Raw genomic sequence first — 20,401 nt, 5'->3', positions numbered from 1 at the left:
CGGCGCCGGGCGGGGGTCAGTTGCACTGGTCGGGCGGCGTCACCGGAAACGGCAACGGCGCAACCCTGACGCCTTCTTCGGCCAGCGCCTCGGCGTCGCGGGCGCTCGCCCGGCCATGGATCGCGCGCTCGTCACGCTCGCCATGGTGCATGGCCCGCGCTTCCTCGGCGAAGCGATCGCCGACCCAGTCGGACTTTTCCAGCATCCGCGCCTGCATCCGGGCCAGCTCGCTCAGCATCCGCCGGGCGGCCGCCGGGTCGCCGGCATCGGGCGAAGGCGGCGCGGCGGCGGCACGGTCGCCCGGCGCCAGCCTTGGCGCCATCGCCGCCTTCGCCACATCGGGATCGCCGCACAGCGGGCAGGCGACCAGCCCGCGCCCGCGCTGGTCCTCATAATCGGCGCTGCTGCCGAACCACGCTTCAAAGACATGACCGTCGCCGCATTTCAGGTCGAAGACGATCATGCCGCCGCCACCGGGCCTATCGCGCGGCGGTGGCGGATCGCCGGCACCCGCGCGCGCACCGCCGCGACCTGCGCCGGGTCGATGTCGGCATAGGCAAGGCCCGGCCGCTCCCCGGCGTCGAGCACCACCGCCCCCCACGGGTCGACGATCAGCGAATGGCCGTAGGTCCGCCGCCCGTCCGCATGGGTGCCGCACTGGGCAGCGGCAATCACGAACGCCCCGGCCTCGATCGCCCGGGCGCGCAGCAGCACGTGCCAATGCGCCTGGCCGGTCGGCACGGTGAACGCCGCCGGCACCGCCAGCAGCGTCGCGCCCGCGTCGGTCAGCGCACGGTACAGGTCGGGAAAGCGCAGGTCGTAGCAGATGCTGAGGCCAAGTACCCCCCACGGCGTCGCCACCGTCACCGGCCCGGCGCCGGGCGCATAGACCGCCGATTCGCGCCAGCTTTCGCCGCTCGGCAGGTCGACGTCGAACAGGTGCATCTTGTCGTAGCGCGCCCGGATCGCGCCGCCGTCGTCGATGACGAAACCGCGATTGACCCGTCGCCCGCCGTCGCCCTCGGCCAGCGCCAGCGAACCGATATGGACCCACAGCCCGGCGGCGGCCGCCGCCTCGCGCACCCGCGCCAGCACCGGGTCCTCCGCTTCGGCGACAATATGGGCGGCGGATCGCGCCCGGTCGCTGTCGAGCAGCCCGGCCATTTCGGGCACGAACAGCATGTCGGCGCCGCCCGCCTTCGCCGTCGCCACCGCCTCCGCCAGCGCGACGGCATTGGCGGTAGGGTCGATGCCGCTGGTCATCTGGAACAGGGCGGCGCGCATCGCCGGATCAGCCGCTGAGCAGCGGGTCGAGCTTGCCGCCGCGATCGAGCGCGGCGAGGTCGTCGGAACCGCCGATATGAGCGCCGTCGATGAAGATCTGCGGCACGGTGGTGCGGCCGTTGGCCCGCGCCAGCATCTCGGCACGCTGTGGCCCGCCCATCGTGATGTCATATTCCTCGAACGCGACACCCTTGGCGGTCAGCAGCGCCTTGGCCCGCACGCAATAGCCGCAGCCGAACTTGGTATAGATTTCCACCTTAGCCATACCGACTCTTTGCCGTGCGATCGTCACCGTCGTCAATCTCCCTCGTCGTGCACCACCCGCGCCCAGCACAGCACCGTCACCCGCGCCGCGCCCGCCCGCTTCAGCACGGCGGCGCAGGCATTGGCGGTCGCCCCGCTGGTATAGACGTCGTCGACCAGATAGACGGCGCGCCCGCCGATCCGCTGCCGCGCGTCCGGCGCGGCGCGGAACGCCCCCTGCACCGCCCGCGCCCGCGCCGCCCGGCCCAGCCCGCGCAGCGGCGGCGTCCGCTTCACCCGGCGCAGCAGCTCCGGTGCAACCGGCAGGCCGGTCGCCGCGCCGATCCGCCCGGCGATCAGCGCCGCCTGATTGAAACCGCGCCCCCACAACCGCCAGCGGTGGAGCGGCACCGGCACCAGCAGGGCCGCCTCGCCCGGCGCGACCCGGCGGGCCAGATGCTCAGCGATCAGCGCCGCCTGCCCCGGCTTGCGCCCGTATTTCAGCTTCAGCACCAGCGCGCGGGCGATCGGGCCGTAGGCGACGGCGGCGCGAACCCCGTCATGCACCGGTGGTTCGGCCATGCACGGCGCGCATTGCCCCCCCGGCGGTCCGGCCAGCGGCGCGCCGCAGGTGATACAGCCCGGTCCGGTCAGGAAATCCATCGTCTGCCAGCAGCGGACGCAGAAGCGCCGGTCCGCGTCGACAACAACGCCGCAGCCCGGGCAGCGCGGCGGCAGCGCAAAGGCAACGGCGGCGGCGAAGGGCTGGAGAAACAACGCCATCGCCCCTTGTCGGCGCCGATCCGCTTCTGCACAAGCCGGGCGATGGACACCGCCGAACTGTTCGACCGCCGCCGCCGCCGCCAAAGGCGGGACCGCGCCGCCGCCCGCTTCGCCGACCATGATTTTCTGGTTCGCCGGGTCGGCGACGAGCTGCTCGACCGGCTGGCGCTGGTCAAGCACAGCTTCGCGCGGGCGCTGGTCATCGGCGCCGCCGACACCGAACTGATCGCCCGGCTGCGGGCGACCGGCACCGCCGTCGTCGCCGCCGACGCCGGCTTCGCCTTCGCCCGCGCCGCCGGCGGCGTGCAGTGCGATGAAGACCGGCTGCCTTTCGCCGACGCCAGCGTCGATCTCGTCCTGTCGGTCGGCGTGCTCGACAGCGTCAACGACCTGCCCGGCGCGCTGGCGCTAATCCGCCGCATCCTGCGCCCGGACGGGCTGTTCCTCGGCGCCTTCATCGGCGCCGGCAGCCTGGCGCGGCTGCGCCTCGCGATGTTCGAGGGCGACGGCGACCATGTCGCCGCCCGCATCCACCCGCAGATCGATGTCGGCGGCGCCGGCGACCTGCTGATGCGCGCCGGCTTCGCCCTGCCGGTCGCGGACGGCGAACGGCTGACGGTGCGCTACGGCGCGCTGATCCGCCTCGCCGCCGATCTGCGCGGCATGGGCGCCACCTCGGTTCTGGCCGACACCGCCCCGCCGCTCGGCCGCGCCCAGCTCGCCCGTGCCCTCGCTTCCTTCGCGGAACAGGCGGACGCGGACGGCCGGACGCCCGAAGTCTTCGATCTCGTCTACCTGACCGGCTGGGCGCCCGATCCGTCGCAGCCGAAACCCGCCCGCCGCGGTAGCGCCACCGCCTCCTTGGCCGAAGCACTCAAGGCAAAACACTGAACCCCAGCGAACCCGGAACCCACCAAGCCCTTACCCGAACCCGTCCATCCCGAGCGCAGTCGAGGGACGCACAATGACTGGGTGCGTCCCTCGACTACGCTCGGGATGGACAGAAAAGTCGCGAATATCTCCGGCCCGTCCTCAAGGAACCGGCCGGGCCGGGAAGCCCCCTCAGGCGTCAACCCGCTCGCGCTGCGCCTCGAAATCCGCCTCGGCCAGGAACCGTTCGGCATCGAGCGCGGCCATGCAGCCGGTACCGGCCGCAGTCACCGCCTGACGGTAGGTTTTGTCCATCACGTCGCCGCAGGCGAACACGCCGGGGATGGCGGTGCGGGTGGACCCGGTTTCGACCCGGATATAACCGTCCGCATCCAGTTCCAGATGATCCTTGAACAGCTCGGTCGCCGGCTTGTGGCCGATCGCGACGAACCCGCCGTCGGCGGCGATATGGCTGATCTCGCCGGTCAGAGTGTCCTTCAGGTCGAGGCCGACGAGCACCGCCGGATCGCCGGCGCCGACGAAGCGGTCGACCGTCTTGTTCCACAGCACCGTGATGTTCGGGTGGGCGAACAGCCGCTCCTGCAATATGCGTTCGGCACGCAGGCTGTCGCGGCGGTGGATCAGCGTCACGTCCTGGCTGTGGTTGGTCAGGTAGAGCGCTTCCTCGACCGCGGTGTTGCCGCCGCCGATCACCACCACCTTCTTGCCGCGATAGAAAAATCCGTCGCAGGTGGCGCAGGCGCTGACCCCCTTGCCCTGCAACAGCTTCTCGCTGTCCAGCCCCAGCCACTTGGCCTGCGCCCCGGTGGCGATGACCAGCACGTCGCCTTCATACACGTCGCCGCCGTCGCCGGTCAGCCGGAACGGCCGGCGCGACAGATCGACGGAGACGATCTGGTCCCAAAGCATCCGCGTGCCGACATGCTCGGCCTGCGCCTGCATCTGCTCCATCAGCCACGGCCCCTGGATGACATCGCGGAAGCCGGGATAATTCTCGACATCGGTGGTGGTCATCAACTGGCCGCCCGGCTGCATGCCCTGCACGACGATCGGCGCCATGCCGGCGCGCGCGCCGTAGATCGCGGCCGAAAGGCCGGCCGGGCCGGACCCCAAAATCAGCATCCGGGTGGTGTGCGTCGTGCTCATGCGCTGTCCGTTGCAAAGCGGGAAGGAATGCTTGCGGAGATAGGCAATCCCCCCCGCTTCGGCAACCGCGTCCGGTGTCGTGTCGCGTGCCCCCCTGGCCGGTCAGAACTGCACGGCCGCGCCGACGCGGATGTCCCGGCCCGCCAGCGGCGCATAATCCTTCAGCAGCGACGCGGCACGGCGCGCCTCGACGTCGAAGATGTTGTTGGCCGACAGGCGCAGGCTGAGCGGCGCCCCCGGCCCGCCGACCTTCCACGCCAGCGACGCGTTGACCATGGTGAAGCCAGGCGTCCGCGTCTCCAGCGGCGCCACCCGGTCCTGCGCGGTGACATGCTCCACCTCGACCCGGGCGTTGACCGCGTTGTCGTCATAGCCGACGCCGCCGAGCACGCGCAGCGGCGGGATCAGCGGCGCCGGGCCGAAGCCCTTCACTGTCGCGCGCGTATAGTCGGCGACCCCGTCGACGGAGACGGTGCCGGCGCCGACCTTCGCGACGTCGACCTGCGCCTGCGCCTCGAAGCCGTAGAGCGTCGCCCGCCCCTGCGCCATTTCATAGACCGGCAGTCCGTCCTCGATATCCGCCGTCGGCAATTGATAGAGGAAGTTGGAGAAGCGGTTGTAATAGCCCGACAGCTCGACCGAATAGCCCGGCCCCTTGCCGTTCAGCGTCAGCTCGGCACCGTTGCTGCGCTCCAGCCGCGCGCCGGGCAGGCCGATCTCGAAGGATTCGGTGCCGCCGTGCGGGCCGTTGGCGTAGAGCTCCTCCACCGTCGGCGCCCGCTCCGAATGGGTCAGGTTGACGCCGGCGCGCCAGCCGTCGGCCACCGCCAGGCTCGCCCCCGCCGCCCCGGACAGCGCGGTGAAACGCCGGCGCAGGTCGGGGTTGCCGATGGCGGCGTCGGCATAGGCGCGGGCGCTGGTCGTCTCGATCCGGCCGCCGACCTCCGCCTTGACCGCGCCAAGGTCGAATTGCTGGACGGTGAACAGCCCGGCCTGCTCGGTCGACGATTTCGGCAGGAACTTCTCCGCCCCGACCACGTCGAAATCGCGGGTCACCACCTGCCCGCCGAACGCACCGCTCCACGCGCCGCGCTTCGCCTGGATCAGCTCGATCCGGCCCTCTATGCCGGTATTGTAGAATGTCGTGCCGACGGCGCCGTCCGGTTCCAGCTCGCGGTGGACATAATCGCCATAACCGGCGCGCAGCCGCAGCTTGTCGAGGAAGCCGCCGCCGGTATTGACCTCGGCGCGCAGATCATAACGGTCCTGCTTCAGCGCTATGCGCGGCGCCTCCGCGTCGCCCGCCGGGTCCAGCGAAAAGCGGATCGGCACGCCATAGACATTGTCGAGACGCGCATAGGACAGGCCGATCGTGCCGCCGTCGCCGATATAGGCGATGCCCGCCGCCACCTCCCAGGTCCGCGCCGCGGTGTTGGGTAGCCTGCCCTTCAGCGTCGCCAGCTCCCGGATATCCGCGTCGGGCGATGCCGCCGCCTGCGCGCGCAGCGGCGCCGACAGCAGATAACCGCCGGTGCGCATGTCGTTCGCCTTCAGGTAACTGCCGTCGACATGAACGACGATCCGCCCGGCCAGCGGCAGGTCGATCGCACCAGCCATCGTGCGCTCGTCGGCGGCGCTCGCATAGCCGCCGTCGAGGTGGACGTGGACCGCCTCGTCCGGCACGCGCAGCGGAATGCGGGAATCGATGACGTTGACGACACCACCGATCGCGCCCGATCCGTAGAGCAGCGCCGACGGCCCGCGCAGCACCTCGATCCGGTCGGCGGTCATCGGGTTGATCGCCACCGCATGGTCGGCGCTGGTGCCCGACGCGTCGAACGCGCCGATGCCGTCGGTCAGCACCCGCACCCGGTCGCCCTGCAGCCCGCGCAGCACCGGCCGCGCGGCAGACGGGCCGAAACTGCTGCTGCTCGCGCCCGGCAGATGGTCGAGCGTGTCGCCGATCGTCGCGCGCTTCACCGTCGCCAGCGCGGTGCCGGACAGCACCGACGTGCCCGACAGCAGGTCGCCGCGGTTGCGCGACAGGGCGGTGACGACGATCTCCGGCGCCGCATCGTGGTGGTCGCCGGCGGATGGCTGGCCCGGGTCGTCGGCGGACGCGGCAAAAGCAGCCGGTGAAACGGCGGCAAGCATCGACGCGGCAACGAACGAAAGACCGGATTTCATGGGCTGCTCCCTTGCGGAAGCGCGCACACACATGTTATTTTATAACATGTCAAGCGCCGTTTGCGGTGCCCCGCGCCGGATGGTAGGTCAATGGCCATGACAGCATGTTTTCATGGTGATTTCCAATGACCACACCCACTCCACACGCCAACCCGCTCGGCCTCGACGGCTTTGAATTCGTCGAGTTCACCGGCCCCGATCCGGAGGCGCTGGCCAGCCTGTTCACCGCGATGGGCTTCACCCACATCGCCACCCACCGGTCAAAGAACGTCCGCCGCTACGCGCAGGGCGACATCAACTTCCTGCTCAACATGGACGGCGCCGGCCAGGTCGCGTCGTTCCGCGACGCCCACGGCCCGTCGGCCAACGCGATGGCGTTTCGCGTCCACGACGCCACGCAGGCGTTCGAGGAGGCGGTAAAGCGCGGCGCCAAGCCGATCGAGGGCCGCGTCGGCCCGATGGAACTGAACATCCCGGCGATCGAGGGGATCGGCGGCTCCAACCTCTATCTCGTCGACCGCTATGGCGCGCACGAGATTTACGACATCGATTTCCGGCCGGTACCCGGCGCGGAACGCGACGCCAACAGCGTCGGCCTCCACACGCTCGACCACCTGACCCACAACGTCAATCGCGGCCGGATGAACCACTGGGCATCGTTCTACGAAACGATCTTCAATTTCCGTGAAATCCGCTATTTCGACATCGAGGGCCAGCAGACCGCGCTCTTGTCCAAGGCGATGACCGCGCCGGACGACAAGATCCGCATCCCGCTCAACGAAAGCCAGGATGAACACTCGCAGATCGAGGAATTTCTGAAAGAATATAAGGGCGAAGGCATCCAGCATCTGGCGCTGGCAACCGACGACATCTTCGCGACGGTCGACGCGCTGCGCGCCAACGGCATCCGGTTTCAGGACAGCCCCGAAACCTATTACGACATGATCGACCAGCGCCTGCCCGGCCACGGCCACGACATCGGCGAAATGCGCAAGCGCCGCATCCTGATCGACGGCGCGCCGGAAACCGGCGGCGGCCTGCTGCTCCAGATCTTCACCGAAAACATGGTCGGCCCGATCTTCTTCGAGATCATCCAGCGCAAGGGCAATGACGGCTTCGGCGAAGGCAATTTCAAGGCGCTGTTCGAATCGATCGAACTCGACCAGATCAGGCGCGGCGTATTGCCGGCAAAGGAGCCTGTTTGACCGAAAACCCAGCATCGGCCGGCTGATGCGCGACGGGCATAGCGCGGCCGATCACGGCCACCGTCACCATTACCTGCCGGCCAGCCATGCCCGCAATGAACGGCGGACGCTGATCGTCGTCGTGCTGACCGCCGTCACCATGGTCGGCGAGATCGCGGTGGGCTGGCTGTCCGGGTCGATGGCCCTGCTGGCGGACGGTTTCCACATGGCCACCCATGCCGGCGCCATGGGGATCAGCGTCGCCGCCTATGCTTATGCCCGCACCCGCGCCGGCGATCCGCGCTTCACCTTCGGCACCGGCAAGGTCGGCGACCTTGCCGGTTTCACCTCGGCGATCCTGCTTGGCGTCGTCGCCCTCGGCATCGTCGCCGAATCGGTCGCCCGGCTGGTCACCCCCGGCCCGATCGCCTTCGACCAGGCGATGCTGGTCGCGGTGCTCGGGCTGCTGGTCAATCTGGTCAGCGCCTGGCTGCTGCGCGACGATCACGGGCACGGGCACGGGCACGGGCACCATCACGACCACGCCCATGGCCATGCCCACGCGGTCCCCGCCGCCGGCGGCCATGGGGAGGATCGCAATATCCGCTCGGCCTATCTCCATGTCCTCGCCGACGCGCTGACCTCGGTCCTTGCCATCCTCGCCCTGCTCGGCGCCCGCCAGTTCGGCTGGCTCTGGCTCGATCCGGCAGTCGGCATCGTCGGTGCGATCGTCATCGGCCGCTGGGCCTGGGGGCTGCTCGGCGACTGCGCGCGGGTGTTGGTCGACGCCTCGGAAACCGACCGGATCGCCGATGTCGCGAATCGGATCGCCGCGCCCGGCGACGTCACCGTCACCGATCTCCATGTCTGGCAGGTCGGGCCGGGCGCCCATGCGGCAATCGTCGCGCTGGTCGCGGCCGACCCGCAACCGCCCGCCACCTACCGCGCCCGCCTCGCGCCGCTGTCATGGCTCAGCCATGTCACGATCGAAGTGTCCCACTGCGCGCAGGCGCACGATCCCGCCGATCCAGACGCCTGCGCCTGATCGCGCCGGCCCTGCCGGCAACCGGGGCCTGTCCCGTCAAGCGGCACCAGCCCGTTCCCGCCTGACGCGGACAGGCTTTAAGCCGGCCCCAGGCTTTTCGACGCCTGCTCGTACACGTCCTTCGACAGGCGCGGCGCCGCCAGAATATGCTCCAGCTGCGCCTTCATCAGCGCGGCGCGGCCCGGCTCGAACCGCCGCCAGCGGCCAAGCGGCGGCACCAGCCGCGCCGCGGTCTGCGGGTTCAGCCGGTCGAGCGCGATCAGCATGTCGGCAACGAAGCGGTAGCCGCGGCCGTCGGCGGCATGGAATCCACGCTGGTTGGTCGCGAATGCGCCGATCAGCGCGCGGGCGCGATTGGGGTTGGCCAGGGTGAAGGCCGGGTGGCGGGCCAGCGCCTCGACCAGCTCGACGACATCGGCGCGGGTGCTGAGCGCCTGCGCGGTAAACCATTTGTCGAGGACCAGCCCGTTGTCGGCCCAGCGGTCGTGGAAATCGGCGAGCACCGCATCGCGGGTCGCGCCGCGCGTGCTGGCCAGCAACTGCAGCGCCGCCAGCCGGTCGGTCATGTTGTCGGCATAGCGATACTGGTCGGCGGCCAGCGCCACCGCATCCGGCGCCTCGTCGGCCAGCAGATAGCCGAGCGCGACATTCTTCAGCCGCCGGCGCCCCTTGGCACGCGGGTCCAGCTCGTATCGATTGTCGCGGTTGGCCGCCCACAGCGCCCGCCAGGCGCCATGGCCGATGCCGTCGAGGATCGCCTGGCGCAGCCCGTCGCGCGCCCGCGCCACCGCGTCGGGGTCGACGCTGGCAAGCTGGTCGCCGATGAACGCCTCGCTGGGCAGGACGATCGCCTCGCCAACGAAGGCGGGGTCCAGTGTCGGGTCGGCGATCGTCGCGCGCACCGCCGCCACCACCGGCGCCGGGTCGCCGTCGCCGCCGCTTACCGTCGCGACCAGCCGGTCGAGCATCAGCTGCTGCATCGCCTCGTAACGGGCGAACGGATCGTCGTCATGGGCGGACAGGAACGCCAGCTCGGCGGCGGAACGGTCGGTATCGACGATCACCGGCGCCGAAAAGCCGCGATTGATCGACAGCAGCGGCCGTTCGCCGATGCCGTCGAACACCACCTCGGCCTGCGCCTCGTCCAGCACCACCAGCCGCTCGTCGCACAACCGCGCGCCGCTCGCCTCGCCGAACAGCGCAACGCGCAGCGGCAGCGGCTGCGGCTGCTTGTCCGGCTGGCCCGGTGTCGGCGGCAGCGTCTGCGCCAGCCGCAGCACCGCCTTGCCGCTCCCCGGCGCGTGGGTCAGCGACGCGGCGACGCGCGGCGTTCCGGCCTGCGTATACCACAGGCGGAACCGGCTGAGGTCGATACCGCCGCCCTCCTCCATCGCGACGACGAAATCCTCACAGGTCGCCGCCGTGCCGTCGTGGCGGGCGAAATACAGGTCGGTCGCGGCGCGGAACCGCTCCGGCCCCAGCATCGTCGCCATCATCCGGATCAGCTCGGCGCCCTTGTTGTACACCGTCGCCGTATAGAAATTGGCGATCTCCATGTAGCTTTCCGGGCGGACCGGGTGTGCCAGCGGTCCGGCGTCCTCCGGGAACTGGGCGGCGCGCAACACCCTGACATCCTCGATCCGCTTGACCGCGGCGCTGCCCATATCGGCGCTGAATTCCTGGTCGCGGTAGACGGTGAAGCCTTCCTTCAGCGACAACTGGAACCAGTCGCGGCAGGTCACCCGATCGCCCGACCAGTTGTGGAAATATTCGTGGGCGACGACACCGGCGATCGCGTCGAAATCCGCGTCGGTCGCGGTTTCCGGGTCGGCCAGGATATAGCGCGAGTTGAAGATGTTGAGGCCCTTGTTCTCCATCGCCCCGAAATTGAAATCGGCGACCGCGACGATGTTGAACACGTCCAGATCATATTCGCGGCCGTAAACGCGCTCGTCCCACGCCATCGCCGCCTTCAGCGCCGCCATCGCATGGCCGGTGCGCGGCAGGTCCGCCTCCGCCACCCAGATGCCCAGCTCGACCACCCGGCCGCTCATCGTGGTGAAACTGTCGCGGTTGACCGCCAGGTCGCCTGCAACCAGCGCGAACAGGTAGCCCGGCTTCGGAAACGGGTCGTGCCACTCCGCCCAGTGCCGCCCGTCCGGCATCATTCCGGCTCCGACACGATCTCCGTTGGACAGCAGCACCGGAAATTGCCGCTGGTCGGCGGTGAGTTTCACCTGATAACGTACCAGGATATCGGGCCGGTCGGGAAAGAAGGTGATCCGCCGGAACCCCTCCGCCTCGCACTGGGTGCACAGCAACCCGCCCGACGCATACAGCCCCATCAGCTGGGTATTGGTCTCTGGCGCGATCTCGACCTCGGTCTCGACGCTATGCGCTTCCCCGGCGAGCGGGATGACCAGCTGGTCGCCTTCCATCCGCCATTCCGCCTTCGCGCCGTCGACCCGCACCGCCAGCGGCTGCTGCCCGCCGCCGTCCAGCCGCAGCGGCCCGTCGCCGGCGTTGCGCCGGACCGCCAGCACCGCCTTCACCCGGGTCAGCGCCGGGTCGAGGTCGAAGTCGAGCGCAACCTCCGGCACCAGCCATTCCGGCGGCCGGTAATCCTCTCGCCGGACGACGATCGGGGCGGGGGGCGATAGCGGGGCGTCAGACATGCCGCCGCCTTACGATGCCGGCCGGCGCGTGACCAGCCTAGCCGAACAGCGCGGCGTAGATGTCCGGCTTGAACCCGGCGACCCGCCGGTCGCCCCGGTCGAGCATCGGCCGCTTGATCATCGACGGCTGCGCCAGCATCAGCGCCACCGCCTTGCCCGCGTCCAGCCCGGTCCGGTCCGCCTCCGGCAGCTTGCGGAACGTCGTGCCCGCCCGGTTCAGCACCGTCTCCCAGCCCAGCTCGGCAACCCAGCCGTTCAGCCGGGCGGCATCGATCCCCGCCGTCTTGTAGTCGTGAAAGGCATAGGCGACGCCGTGCCCCTCAAGCCAGGTTCGCGCCTTCTTGATCGTGTCGCAATTCTTGATGCCGTACAGGGTGACGGTCATGCCGCATCCCCTCCCATCGCAAGGATCGTCGCCCATTCGGCGTCGCCGACCGGCGTCACCGACAGGCGGAACTGGCGGAACATCGCCATCCCGGCCAGCTTCGGCTCCGCCTTCATCGCCTTCAGCGACACCGGCTGCGGCAACGGCCGCACCGGCGCGACCGACACCGCGACGAAGCGCGCCTTCGGATCGGTCGGGTCGATGAAATGTTCTTTCACCACCTTCGCGATGCCGACGACCTCCAGCCCCTCATTGGAATGATAGTAGAGCAGCTCGTCGCCGACCTTCATCGCCTTCAGGTAGAGCGCGGCCTGGTTGTTGCGCACCCCGTCCCAGATCGTCTCGCCATCGCGGACCAGATCGGCCCAGCTATATTTGACCGGCTCCGACTTGATCAGCCAATGCGCCATGCCCTGCCTCCCTTCCGTGTCCGCCCGAGCGACGGGGCATGAAGCCCCGTCATTCCCACTCGATCGTGCCGGGCGGTTTGGACGTGTAGTCGTAGACGACCCGGTTGATGCCCTGCACCTCGTTGACGATGCGGGTGGCGACCGCGCTCAGAAAGGCGCTTTCGAACGGATAGACATCGGCGGTCATGCCGTCGGTCGAGGTGACGGCGCGCAACGCGCAAACATGGTCGTAGGTGCGTCCATCCCCCATCACGCCGACGGTCTTGACCGGCAGCAGCACGGCGAACGCCTGCCAGATCGCATCGTACAACCCGGCCTTGCGGATCTCGTCGAGGTAGACCGCGTCGGCCTTGCGCAGGATGTCGCATTTCTCCCTGGTCACCGCACCGGGAATGCGGATGGCAAGGCCGGGGCCGGGGAACGGATGGCGGCCGACGAAAACCTCTGGCAGGCCCAGTTCGCGACCGAGCGCGCGCACCTCGTCCTTGAACAGCTCGCGCAGCGGCTCGACCAGCTGCATGTTCATCCGCTCCGGCAGGCCACCGACATTGTGGTGGCTCTTGATCGTCACGCTTGGCCCGCCGGTGAAGCTGACGCTTTCGATCACGTCGGGGTAGAGCGTGCCCTGTGCGAGGAAGTCGGCGCCGCCGATCTTCTTCGCCTCGCCCTCGAACAGGTCGATGAACGCCTTGCCGATGAACTTGCGCTTCGCTTCCGGGTCGGACACGCCGGCCAGCCCGCCGAGGAAGGTCTCGCTCGCGTCGACGTGGACGAGCGGGATATTGTAGTGGCCGCGAAACAGGCTGACGACCTGTTCTGCCTCACCCAGCCGCATCAGGCCATGGTCGACGAAGACGCAGGTCAACTGGTCGCCGATCGCCTCGTGGATCAGCACCGCCGCCACCGCCGAATCGACGCCGCCGGACAAGCCGCAGATCACCCTGCCCTCGCCGACCTGCGCCCGGATCTCGGCGATCTTGGTGGCCCGGAACTCCGCCATCGACCAGTCGCCCGAAAGACCGCAGACATGGCGGGCGAAATTGGCGATCAGCCTGGCGCCGTCCGGCGTGTGCACCACCTCCGGGTGGAACTGGACGCCATAGAAATGGCGGCTTTCGTCGGCGATCGCGGCATAGGGCGCCCCTTCCGACCGCGCGACCGGACGGAAGCCGGACGGAAGCGCGTCGACCTTGTCGCCATGGCTCATCCACACCTGATGCCGCTCGCCGGGTTGCCACAGCCCGTCGAACAAGGCGCAATCTTCGGCAACCTCGATGAAGGCGCGGCCGAATTCGCCGCTGTCGCCGGCATGGACGGTGCCGCCCAGCGCCTGCGCCATCGCCTGCTGACCATAGCAGATACCAAGGACAGGCAAGCCCGCGTCCCAGACAGCCTGCGGCGGCATCGGCGGATCGATGCCGACGACCGAATTGGGGCCGCCCGACAGGATGATCCCCCGGGGTTTCAGCCGCGCGAAAACCTCGGCGGCGGCGTTGAACGGCGCGATTTCGCTGTAGACCCCGGCCTCGCGCACCCGGCGCGCGATCAACTGGGTCACCTGGCTGCCGAAATCGATGATCAGGATGGTGTCGTGCGCGGCATCGGTCATCCGCGGCTGTTAGCAGATGACGCGCGCGGGGGAAGCCCCGTCGCGTCAGCGCCGCGCCAGACTGTCGCCAAGGCGAAGATCGGCGATACCACCGTCACGAACCGCACAAACGAACCGCAACGGCGGGCCTCGCCGTTCCAGATAGCTGTCGCGCAGGTCGATCGTACCTTCGATGTCCCAACCGTAACGCCCGGCTCCGACACGCAGGATGTCGCGAACCGCGGCGAGCCGGGCGATCGCCAGCCCTTCCTCCTCCGCGGCGGCAGCGCAGGCGTCTACCGCCTCCTCCTCATAGCGGATCGGCGGCGGAGCGAGGCGTTCGGACGGCGGTTGCGCGCTGGCGCCTTCCGCGAAACCACGGCGAAATTCGTGCTTTGCGGCGCGCGCCGCGCCCTTCGCATCCGCGGCAACTCGGCCGGCGGCGACCGCCATTGCCCCGGCGGCGCGACCGATGTCGCGGCTCAGCGCCGCGTCCGGCCGGTCATCAGCCACCGAGGAAGGCGGCAGCGGCACCGATTCAACCTGCGCGGCGAGCGGCGCCGCGAAGGCCAAGGCGACAACGGATATACCCAACCTGACCATCGCATGATCCTTCCGATCAACAGTCGAGTCGTAAAGCATCATCGGGATAAACCGGTTCCGCTGTCCCGGCGATGAACTGCGCCTGGGGGCGCCGGGATCGACACCGGCATTCCCCGCCGGTCCCGGCAGCATCATATGGACGGCCGGGCGGGACAATGCCCCGGTCCCGCGTGAACAGGACCAATTCTATTCGGGCGCGGCGACCGTCATGCCGGTCCACCGCGCGATAAACGCCCATTGGTCGGCCGCTTCCTCGATGATCTTGTCGGTCGGCTTGCCGGAACCATGGCCAGCGCGCGTCTCGATGCGGATCAGGCGTGGCTTGTCGCCAAGTGCCGCCGCCTGGAGCGCAGCGGCATATTTGAAGCTATGGCCCGGAACAACGCGATCATCGGTGTCGGCGGTGGTGATGAGAATTGCCGGATAATCCCGCCCACCAACGATGTTGTGATAGGGCGAATAGGCGCGCAGCACATGGAAGTCCGCCTCTTTCGCCGGATAACCATAATCGTCGACCCAATAGCGGCCAGCCGTGAAGCGATCGAAGCGCAGCATGTCCATGACGCCGACAGCGGGGAGCGCGGCGGCGAACAGGTCGGGCCGCTGGTTGACCACCGCGCCGACCAGCAGGCCGCCGTTGGACCCGCCCTGAATCGCCAGTTTCGCCCTGGTCGTGAAGCCTTCGGCGATCAGATATTCCCCGGCGGCGATGAAGTCGTCGAACACGTTCTGCTTGTTGGCAAGACGGCCGGCATCGTGCCATTCCTTGCCATATTCACCGCCGCCGCGCAGGTTGGCGACGGCCAGCACCCCGCCCTGCTCCATCCACGCCAGCCGCGTCGTCGAGAAGGCCGGCGGCAGCGAGATGTTGAACCCGCCATAGCCGTAGAGCAACGTCGGCGCGCCCGCCGACAGGTCCAGCCCCTTCTTGTGGACGACGAACATCGGCACCCTGGTGCCGTCCTTCGACGCAAAGAAGCGCTGCTCGACACTATAATCGGCCGGATCAAACGCCACCTTGGGCACCGCCCACGGCACCTGCCGCCCGCTGCGCGCGTCATAGCGATAAATCGTGGTCGGCGTGGCGAAGCTGGTGAAGGCGAAGAAGGTTTCGGGGTCGCCGGCCTTGCCATTGAAGCCACCGGCGCTGCCGATGCCCGGCAGCGCAATCGCGCCAAGCGGCTTACCCGTCAGGCTGTAGCGACGGACCTCGCTTTTCGCATCGACCAGATAGGACAGGATCAGCGTGTCGCCGACGAGGGCGGCGCCGTCCAGCGTCGCCATGTCCTCCGCCACCAGCACCACCGGCCGCACGTCACGCTCTGCCAGGTCGATCATCGCCACCTTCAGCTTCGGCGCGGCGGCATTGGTAACAAAATACAGCTTCTTGCCGACACTGCCGATGAACGACCAGTTGTTGACCAGGCCGGGGATCAGCGTGCGCGGCGGTGCGTCGGGCCGGCGCAGATCCAGAACGGTGATCTCGTAGCGGTCGTCCGTCCCTTCGGACGAGGTGATGACCAGCCAGCGCCCGTCGTCGGACACCTGGGCATGATGGCCGAGCTTCGGCCGGTCGGGCGTCGCGTAGACCTTGCGATCCTGCTCTTGCGACGTGCCGAGGCGGTGAAAATAGACCGCCTGATTCTCGTTGGGCGCCTGAAACTCATCCCCGGCCGCCGGCGCCGCGAAGCGCGAATAGTAAAAACCGGAGCCATCGGCGGCCCATGCGATGCCGGAGAACTTCACCCAGGCGACAGTATCGGCGGTCGGCTGGGCCGTAGCGACGTCGAGCACCTTGATCGTCCGCCAGTCGCTGCCGCCGTCCTGCACCGCATAGGCGACATGGCGGCCGTCTTCCGACGGTTGCCAGTCCGCCAGCGCGGTCGCGCCATCCGCCGCCCACGCATTCGGGTCCAGCAGCAGACGGCCCGGGGCTTCGATGGTATCGCGGACGTAGAGCGGCGCCTGATTCTGCAGGCCGCTATTATGGGTATAGAAATAGCGGCCGCCTTTCTTTCGCGGCAGACCGAAACGCTCATAGTCGAGCAGGGCGGTAAGCCGCTGACGGAAAACCGCACGCCCAGGCAGGGTTTCCAGATAGCCATTGGTCACCGCATTCTGCGCGCCCACCCATTGCCGCACCCTGGTGTCGGTGCGCACATCGTTTTCGAGCCAGCGATAAGGATCGGCGACCGCGACGCCGAACAACGTATCGACAACCGCGTCACGCGCGGTGACCGGGTAAGCGGGTACAGCGGCGGCAAGCTGGGTCATCGGGCTGCCAAGTAACAGAGCAAGAAGGAATGAGCGGCGCATGCTTGCCTTTCCGGGCATGAGAAAGGCCGCGAGCGTAGCACCCGCGGCCTTTCACTCAAGCCGTGCCGGCATGGAGACGCCGAACGAAGCCGGATCAGGCGGCTTCGTCGATCTCTTCGCCCTGCACCGGGCCGGAATCCTGGCCCTTGGCACTGACGTCGCGGTCGACGAATTCGATGATCGCGATCGGTGCGGCGTCGGACGGGCGGATGCCGGCCTTGACGATGCGGGTGTATCCACCGTTGCGATCCGCGTAGCGCGGGCCGATCACATCGAACAGCTTCTTCAACTGCGTATCGTCCAGCAGCCGGCTGTGGGCGAGGCGGCGGTTGGACAGGCCGCCCTTCTTGGCGAGCGTCACCAGCTTCTCCACATAGGGACGAAGCTCCTTCGCCTTCGCAGTCGTCGTGGTGATCTGCTCATGCTTGATGAGCGCAGCCGCGAGATTGCGGAACAAGGCGGCGCGATGCGACGAGGTCCGCTGCAGCTTCCGTCCGCCAACACGATGGCGCATAGTCGTTACTCCGTTCGTTCGAGGGCCGTGTCAGGCACCCTGGACCAGGCGGTGAAGAAACGGGGCACCGCCGAAACCCCTGCAAGCGGAACAGACCGGGCGATCAGCCCATGATGTCCTGTTCCAGCTTCTTCGCCATTTCCTCGATATTCTCCGGCGGCCAGCCGGGGATTTCCATGCCGAGGCGCAGCCCCATCGACGACAGCACTTCCTTGATCTCGTTCAGCGACTTGCGACCGAAATTCGGGGTGCGCAGCATCTCCGCCTCGGTCTTCTGAACCAGATCGCCGATGTAGATGATGTTGTCGTTCTTCAGGCAGTTGGCCGAACGCACCGACAGTTCGAGCTCGTCGACCTTCTTCAGCAGATAGCGGTTGAGCTGGTTCGAATCACCCGCCTGATCGGTCTGGGCCGGAGCGGCGTGACCAATCGTGCCGGTGGCCGGGGCCAGGCCGTCGTCAAAGTGGACGAACAGCTGGAGCTGATCCTGCAGAATGCGCGCCGCATAGGCAACGGCGTCCTCCGGCGTGACCGTGCCGTCGGTATCGATGGTCAGCGTCAGCTTGTCATAATCGAGCTCCTGCCCGACGCGGGTATTCTCGACCTTGTAGGCAACCTGACGAACCGGCGAGTAGAGCGCGTCGATCGGGATCAGGCCGATCGGCGCATCCGCCGGACGATTGGCGACCGCCGCGACATAGCCCTTGCCGACATCGGCGGTCAGTTCCATGTTCAGCGTCGCACCATCGTCGAGATGGCAGATGACCAGTTCGGGGTTCATCACCTCGATGTCGCCCGAAACCGCGATGTCTCCGGCGGTGACCGGGCCGGGACCAGTTGCCGACAGCTGAAGCCGCTTCGGCCCTTCGCCCTGCATACGCAGCGCCACCTGCTTCACGTTCAGCACCATGTCGGTCACGTCCTCACGGACGCCGGCAAGCGACGAGAATTCGTGCAGCACATTCTCGATCTTGATCGAGGTGACGGCAGCGCCCTGAAGCGACGACAGCAGCACACGGCGCAACGCATTGCCGAGCGTCAGGCCAAACCCGCGCTCAAGCGGCTCGGCGACGAAGGTCGCCTTGCGCTTACCGTCGCCGCCCGGCTTCTTCTCAAGGCCGTTCGGCTTCTTCAGTTCCTGCCAGTTTTTGGAATTCACAGCCACGGTATTCCCCTCGGGCAGTTGGGCGGGGGCGCGTCCGCCCCGGCCGGTAACAAACGGGACGGCCCAAAGCGGGCCGCCGACGGCCACGATTAGACGCGGCGGCGCTTCGACGGGCGAACGCCGTTATGCGGGATCGGCGTCACGTCGCGGATCGAGGTGATCTGGAAGCCGACCGCCTGCAGCGCACGCAGCGCCGACTCGCGGCCGGAGCCGGGGCCTTTCACTTCGACCTCAAGGGTGCGGACGCCGTGATCAGCAGCCTTCTTGCCGGCATCTTCCGCCGCGACCTGCGCGGCGTAAGGCGTCGACTTGCGGCTGCCCTTGAAGCCCATCATCCCGGCCGAGGACCAGCTGATCGCATTGCCCTGGGCGTCGGTGATGGTGATCATCGTGTTGTTGAAGCTGGCGTTCACATGAGCGACGCCGGCAGTGATGTTCTTGCGCTCGCGCCGTTTGATGCGCTGAGGTTCACGTGCCATCTCAAATCCTGACCTGAAATTCCGTGGTGCCTATGGAGACCTTGGTCTCCACGGAAGGGAAGAAGCCTGAAAACGTCCCGCAGGACGCGCCCTTACTTCTTCTTGCCCGCGATCGGCTTCGCCTTGCCCTTGCGGGTACGGGCGTTGGTGTGGGTCCGCTGGCCGCGCACCGGCAGGCCCTTGCGATGGCGCAGGCCGCGATAGCAGGCCAGATCCATCAGCCGCTTGATGTTGACCGCGGTCTGGCGACGCAGGTCGCCCTCAACCGTGTGGTCAGCGTCGATGGTCTCGCGGATCTGCAGAACTTCCTGATCCGACAGGTCCTGCACCCGGCGCTCATGCGCAATGCCGAGCTTATCGGCGATCTCAACCGCCTTGGTCCGGCCGATGCCGTGGATGTAGGTCAGCGCGATGACAACGCGCTTGTTGGTGGGGATGTTCACCCCCGCGATACGTGCCATGTAGATTTTTCTCCTGCTCCACGGGCCGATTGGCTGGCCGACCCATCTCAACGCGTCATCCCCCGGGGAAACGCACACACCCGGCGCGCGAACGGATTCGCCGCCGGGATGACCGTGGTTTCGGGGTGCGGGCGATCTAGGAGAGCCAGCGGCCGCTGTCAAGCAGCCCAAAGCAGGTTTCGTCGCCAGCATAAGGGGTTCCGCCCGTCGGGTCCGGCATGGACAGAAGCGGCGGACCACGCTGGGTCCGCCGCAGGTAACAACACGATGGGAGTCATCATGCGCGGCCGGGAAGACCCCGATGCGCAGTGACCTTATGCCCCAGGTCCCATGGCGCGTTTCTGGGCCGGCAATGAAATCGCGTTAATGATGCGAAGCGTCGGTCACCCCCTGTCGAGGATCGCCTCGATCGCGGCACTGACCTCGCCGATGTCCGCCATGCCATCGACGCGGGAGACCAGCCCACGCGTCTCATAAATCGGCAGGATCGGCGCGGTCTTGGCGCGGTATTCCGCAAGGCGGGTACGCACCGTTTCGGCATTGTCGTCGGGCCGGCGCTTGAATTCCACCGCACCGCAGACATCGCACACCCCGGCGACCTTCGGCTGTTTGTAGCGGTCGTGATACCCCTCGCCGCATTTGGCGCAGGTAAAACGCCCCTCTATGCGATCGACCAGCGCGTCCTCATCCACCACCAGTTCGATGACGTGATCGAGTTGACGGCCGCGTTCGGTGAGAATGGTATCAAGCGACTCGGCCTGAGCGGCGGTGCGGGGATACCCGTCGAAGATCGCCCCGGCACCAGACGGCAGCGAATCGAGCTTGTCACCGATCAGTTCGGAAACCACCGCATCGGACACCAGGCCGCCCGACTCCATGATGGCTTTCGCCTTCAGGCCAACGGGCGTGCCCGCCTTAACCGCCGCGCGCAGCATGTCGCCGGTCGAAAGCTGCACCATGCCCCGTTCCTCGACGAGGCGGTTCGCCTGGGTCCCCTTCCCCGCCCCCGGCGGACCAAGCAGGATGATATTCACGAGCGTAT

General features: G+C 68.0%; 20 protein-coding genes. 3 read left to right on the top strand and 17 right to left on the bottom strand.

Features of this window, described 5'->3' with window-relative positions:
• Positions 1–16 precede the first annotated feature (16 nt).
• From ACMT1E_RS00380 to ACMT1E_RS00365, 4 genes are read right to left on the bottom strand one after another with little or no spacing between them, the layout of a single operon-like run.
• Positions 17–463 carry a DUF1178 family protein gene (locus ACMT1E_RS00380; protein ID WP_414901484.1) on the bottom strand — a complete coding sequence of 149 codons (447 nt, stop codon included), beginning with the start codon at positions 461–463 and terminating at the stop codon, positions 17–19.
• Complete coding sequence (locus ACMT1E_RS00375; RefSeq protein WP_414901482.1) at positions 460–1,284, bottom strand: carbon-nitrogen hydrolase family protein; 825 nt, start codon at positions 1,282–1,284, stop codon at positions 460–462. The genes ACMT1E_RS00380 and ACMT1E_RS00375 overlap by 4 nt, the downstream gene beginning before the upstream one ends.
• Before the next feature lie 7 nt (positions 1,285–1,291).
• Positions 1,292–1,549: a glutaredoxin 3 gene (gene grxC / locus ACMT1E_RS00370; protein ID WP_414901480.1), complete on the bottom strand. Its 258-nt coding sequence runs from the start codon at positions 1,547–1,549 to the stop codon at positions 1,292–1,294.
• A 32-nt stretch (positions 1,550–1,581) separates the two neighbouring features.
• Positions 1,582–2,310 (bottom strand): double zinc ribbon domain-containing protein, encoded by a 729-nt coding sequence (locus tag ACMT1E_RS00365; protein ID WP_414901479.1) that lies wholly within the window; start codon positions 2,308–2,310, stop codon positions 1,582–1,584.
• Positions 2,311–2,352: 42 nt separating this feature from the next.
• On the opposite strand from ACMT1E_RS00365, the gene ACMT1E_RS00360 reads away from it, so the two are divergent.
• The gene (locus ACMT1E_RS00360; protein WP_414901477.1) at positions 2,353–3,201 is read left to right on the top strand and encodes a methyltransferase domain-containing protein; all 849 of its coding nucleotides are present in this window, start codon (positions 2,353–2,355) and stop codon (positions 3,199–3,201) included.
• A gap of 171 nt (positions 3,202–3,372) precedes the next feature.
• Here the strand turns inward: ACMT1E_RS00360 and trxB are convergent, their stop codons facing one another.
• A complete protein-coding gene (gene trxB / locus ACMT1E_RS00355; protein WP_414901475.1) occupies positions 3,373–4,347 on the bottom strand; it encodes a thioredoxin-disulfide reductase in 975 nt (324 codons plus the stop codon).
• Between the two features lie 102 nt (positions 4,348–4,449).
• Entirely contained in the window at positions 4,450–6,534 is a 2,085-nt protein-coding gene (locus ACMT1E_RS00350) for a TonB-dependent receptor (RefSeq protein WP_414901474.1), read from the bottom strand.
• 125 nt (positions 6,535–6,659) lie between these two features.
• Between ACMT1E_RS00350 and hppD the strand changes: the two genes are divergently transcribed.
• Both hppD and dmeF read left to right on the top strand, forming a co-directional pair.
• Positions 6,660–7,739, top strand: a complete 1,080-nt coding sequence (gene hppD / locus ACMT1E_RS00345; protein WP_414901472.1) for a 4-hydroxyphenylpyruvate dioxygenase — start codon at positions 6,660–6,662, stop codon at positions 7,737–7,739.
• A 25-nt stretch (positions 7,740–7,764) separates the two neighbouring features.
• Entirely contained in the window at positions 7,765–8,763 is a 999-nt protein-coding gene (gene dmeF, locus ACMT1E_RS00340) for a CDF family Co(II)/Ni(II) efflux transporter DmeF (RefSeq protein WP_414901471.1), read from the top strand.
• A 77-nt stretch (positions 8,764–8,840) separates the two neighbouring features.
• On the opposite strand, the gene pepN is transcribed toward dmeF, so the two are convergent.
• The 11 genes from pepN to ACMT1E_RS00285 all read right to left on the bottom strand — a co-directional run bounded on the left by pepN (position 8,841) and on the right by ACMT1E_RS00285 (position 20,393).
• Positions 8,841–11,438 (bottom strand): aminopeptidase N, encoded by a 2,598-nt coding sequence (gene pepN, locus ACMT1E_RS00335; protein WP_414901469.1) that lies wholly within the window; start codon positions 11,436–11,438, stop codon positions 8,841–8,843.
• A gap of 37 nt (positions 11,439–11,475) precedes the next feature.
• Positions 11,476–11,823, bottom strand: coding sequence for an ArsC family reductase (locus ACMT1E_RS00330; protein ID WP_414901468.1), 348 nt, complete (start codon positions 11,821–11,823; stop codon positions 11,476–11,478).
• Positions 11,820–12,233: an EVE domain-containing protein gene (locus ACMT1E_RS00325; protein ID WP_414901467.1), complete on the bottom strand. Its 414-nt coding sequence runs from the start codon at positions 12,231–12,233 to the stop codon at positions 11,820–11,822. Before ACMT1E_RS00325 ends, ACMT1E_RS00330 begins: the two co-directional genes overlap by 4 nt.
• Before the next feature lie 49 nt (positions 12,234–12,282).
• Complete coding sequence (gene guaA / locus ACMT1E_RS00320; protein WP_414901466.1) at positions 12,283–13,842, bottom strand: glutamine-hydrolyzing GMP synthase; 1,560 nt, start codon at positions 13,840–13,842, stop codon at positions 12,283–12,285.
• A gap of 45 nt (positions 13,843–13,887) precedes the next feature.
• Positions 13,888–14,424, bottom strand: a complete 537-nt coding sequence (locus ACMT1E_RS00315; protein WP_414901465.1) for a hypothetical protein — start codon at positions 14,422–14,424, stop codon at positions 13,888–13,890.
• 186 nt (positions 14,425–14,610) lie between these two features.
• A complete protein-coding gene (locus ACMT1E_RS00310; protein ID WP_414901464.1) occupies positions 14,611–16,740 on the bottom strand; it encodes a prolyl oligopeptidase family serine peptidase in 2,130 nt (709 codons plus the stop codon).
• A gap of 94 nt (positions 16,741–16,834) precedes the next feature.
• Complete coding sequence (rplQ, locus tag ACMT1E_RS00305; RefSeq protein ID WP_136161899.1) at positions 16,835–17,254, bottom strand: 50S ribosomal protein L17; 420 nt, start codon at positions 17,252–17,254, stop codon at positions 16,835–16,837.
• A gap of 103 nt (positions 17,255–17,357) precedes the next feature.
• Positions 17,358–18,419: a DNA-directed RNA polymerase subunit alpha gene (locus tag ACMT1E_RS00300; protein WP_414901462.1), complete on the bottom strand. Its 1,062-nt coding sequence runs from the start codon at positions 18,417–18,419 to the stop codon at positions 17,358–17,360.
• A gap of 89 nt (positions 18,420–18,508) precedes the next feature.
• Positions 18,509–18,898, bottom strand: a complete 390-nt coding sequence (rpsK, locus tag ACMT1E_RS00295; protein ID WP_136161901.1) for a 30S ribosomal protein S11 — start codon at positions 18,896–18,898, stop codon at positions 18,509–18,511.
• A 92-nt stretch (positions 18,899–18,990) separates the two neighbouring features.
• Positions 18,991–19,359, bottom strand: a complete 369-nt coding sequence (gene rpsM, locus ACMT1E_RS00290; protein WP_414901461.1) for a 30S ribosomal protein S13 — start codon at positions 19,357–19,359, stop codon at positions 18,991–18,993.
• A 383-nt stretch (positions 19,360–19,742) separates the two neighbouring features.
• Complete coding sequence (locus ACMT1E_RS00285) at positions 19,743–20,393, bottom strand: adenylate kinase (RefSeq protein ID WP_414901460.1); 651 nt, start codon at positions 20,391–20,393, stop codon at positions 19,743–19,745.
• Positions 20,394–20,401: the final 8 nt, after the last annotated feature.

The sequence above is a fragment of the Sphingomonas flavalba genome (assembly GCF_047553045.1).
Taxonomy (GTDB): Bacteria; Pseudomonadota; Alphaproteobacteria; order Sphingomonadales; family Sphingomonadaceae; genus Sphingomonas_L; species Sphingomonas_L flavalba_A.
This window is presented reverse-complemented; position numbering and strand designations above follow the sequence as displayed.

Bases quoted from the DNA above. Each gene is read 5' to 3' on its own strand.
- ACMT1E_RS00380 (WP_414901484.1), bottom strand. From the start codon at position 463: ATGATCGTCTTCGACCTGAAATGCGGCGACGGTCATGTCTTTGAAGCG.
- trxB (WP_414901475.1), bottom strand. From the start codon at position 4,347: ATGAGCACGACGCACACCACCCGGATGCTGATTTTGGGGTCCGGCCCG.
- ACMT1E_RS00365 (WP_414901479.1), bottom strand. From the start codon at position 2,310: ATGGCGTTGTTTCTCCAGCCCTTCGCCGCCGCCGTTGCCTTTGCGCTG.
- rpsK (WP_136161901.1), bottom strand. From the start codon at position 18,898: ATGGCACGTGAACCTCAGCGCATCAAACGGCGCGAGCGCAAGAACATC.
- ACMT1E_RS00350 (WP_414901474.1), bottom strand. From the start codon at position 6,534: ATGAAATCCGGTCTTTCGTTCGTTGCCGCGTCGATGCTTGCCGCCGTT.
- hppD (WP_414901472.1), top strand. From the start codon at position 6,660: ATGACCACACCCACTCCACACGCCAACCCGCTCGGCCTCGACGGCTTT.
- rpsM (WP_414901461.1), bottom strand. From the start codon at position 19,359: ATGGCACGTATCGCGGGGGTGAACATCCCCACCAACAAGCGCGTTGTC.
- ACMT1E_RS00315 (WP_414901465.1), bottom strand. From the start codon at position 14,424: ATGGTCAGGTTGGGTATATCCGTTGTCGCCTTGGCCTTCGCGGCGCCG.
- ACMT1E_RS00375 (WP_414901482.1), bottom strand. From the start codon at position 1,284: ATGCGCGCCGCCCTGTTCCAGATGACCAGCGGCATCGACCCTACCGCC.
- grxC (WP_414901480.1), bottom strand. From the start codon at position 1,549: ATGGCTAAGGTGGAAATCTATACCAAGTTCGGCTGCGGCTATTGCGTG.
- ACMT1E_RS00310 (WP_414901464.1), bottom strand. From the start codon at position 16,740: ATGCGCCGCTCATTCCTTCTTGCTCTGTTACTTGGCAGCCCGATGACC.
- rplQ (WP_136161899.1), bottom strand. From the start codon at position 17,254: ATGCGCCATCGTGTTGGCGGACGGAAGCTGCAGCGGACCTCGTCGCAT.
- dmeF (WP_414901471.1), top strand. From the start codon at position 7,765: ATGCGCGACGGGCATAGCGCGGCCGATCACGGCCACCGTCACCATTAC.
- ACMT1E_RS00330 (WP_414901468.1), bottom strand. From the start codon at position 11,823: ATGACCGTCACCCTGTACGGCATCAAGAATTGCGACACGATCAAGAAG.
- guaA (WP_414901466.1), bottom strand. From the start codon at position 13,842: ATGACCGATGCCGCGCACGACACCATCCTGATCATCGATTTCGGCAGC.
- ACMT1E_RS00360 (WP_414901477.1), top strand. From the start codon at position 2,353: ATGGACACCGCCGAACTGTTCGACCGCCGCCGCCGCCGCCAAAGGCGG.
- ACMT1E_RS00325 (WP_414901467.1), bottom strand. From the start codon at position 12,233: ATGGCGCATTGGCTGATCAAGTCGGAGCCGGTCAAATATAGCTGGGCC.
- pepN (WP_414901469.1), bottom strand. From the start codon at position 11,438: ATGTCTGACGCCCCGCTATCGCCCCCCGCCCCGATCGTCGTCCGGCGA.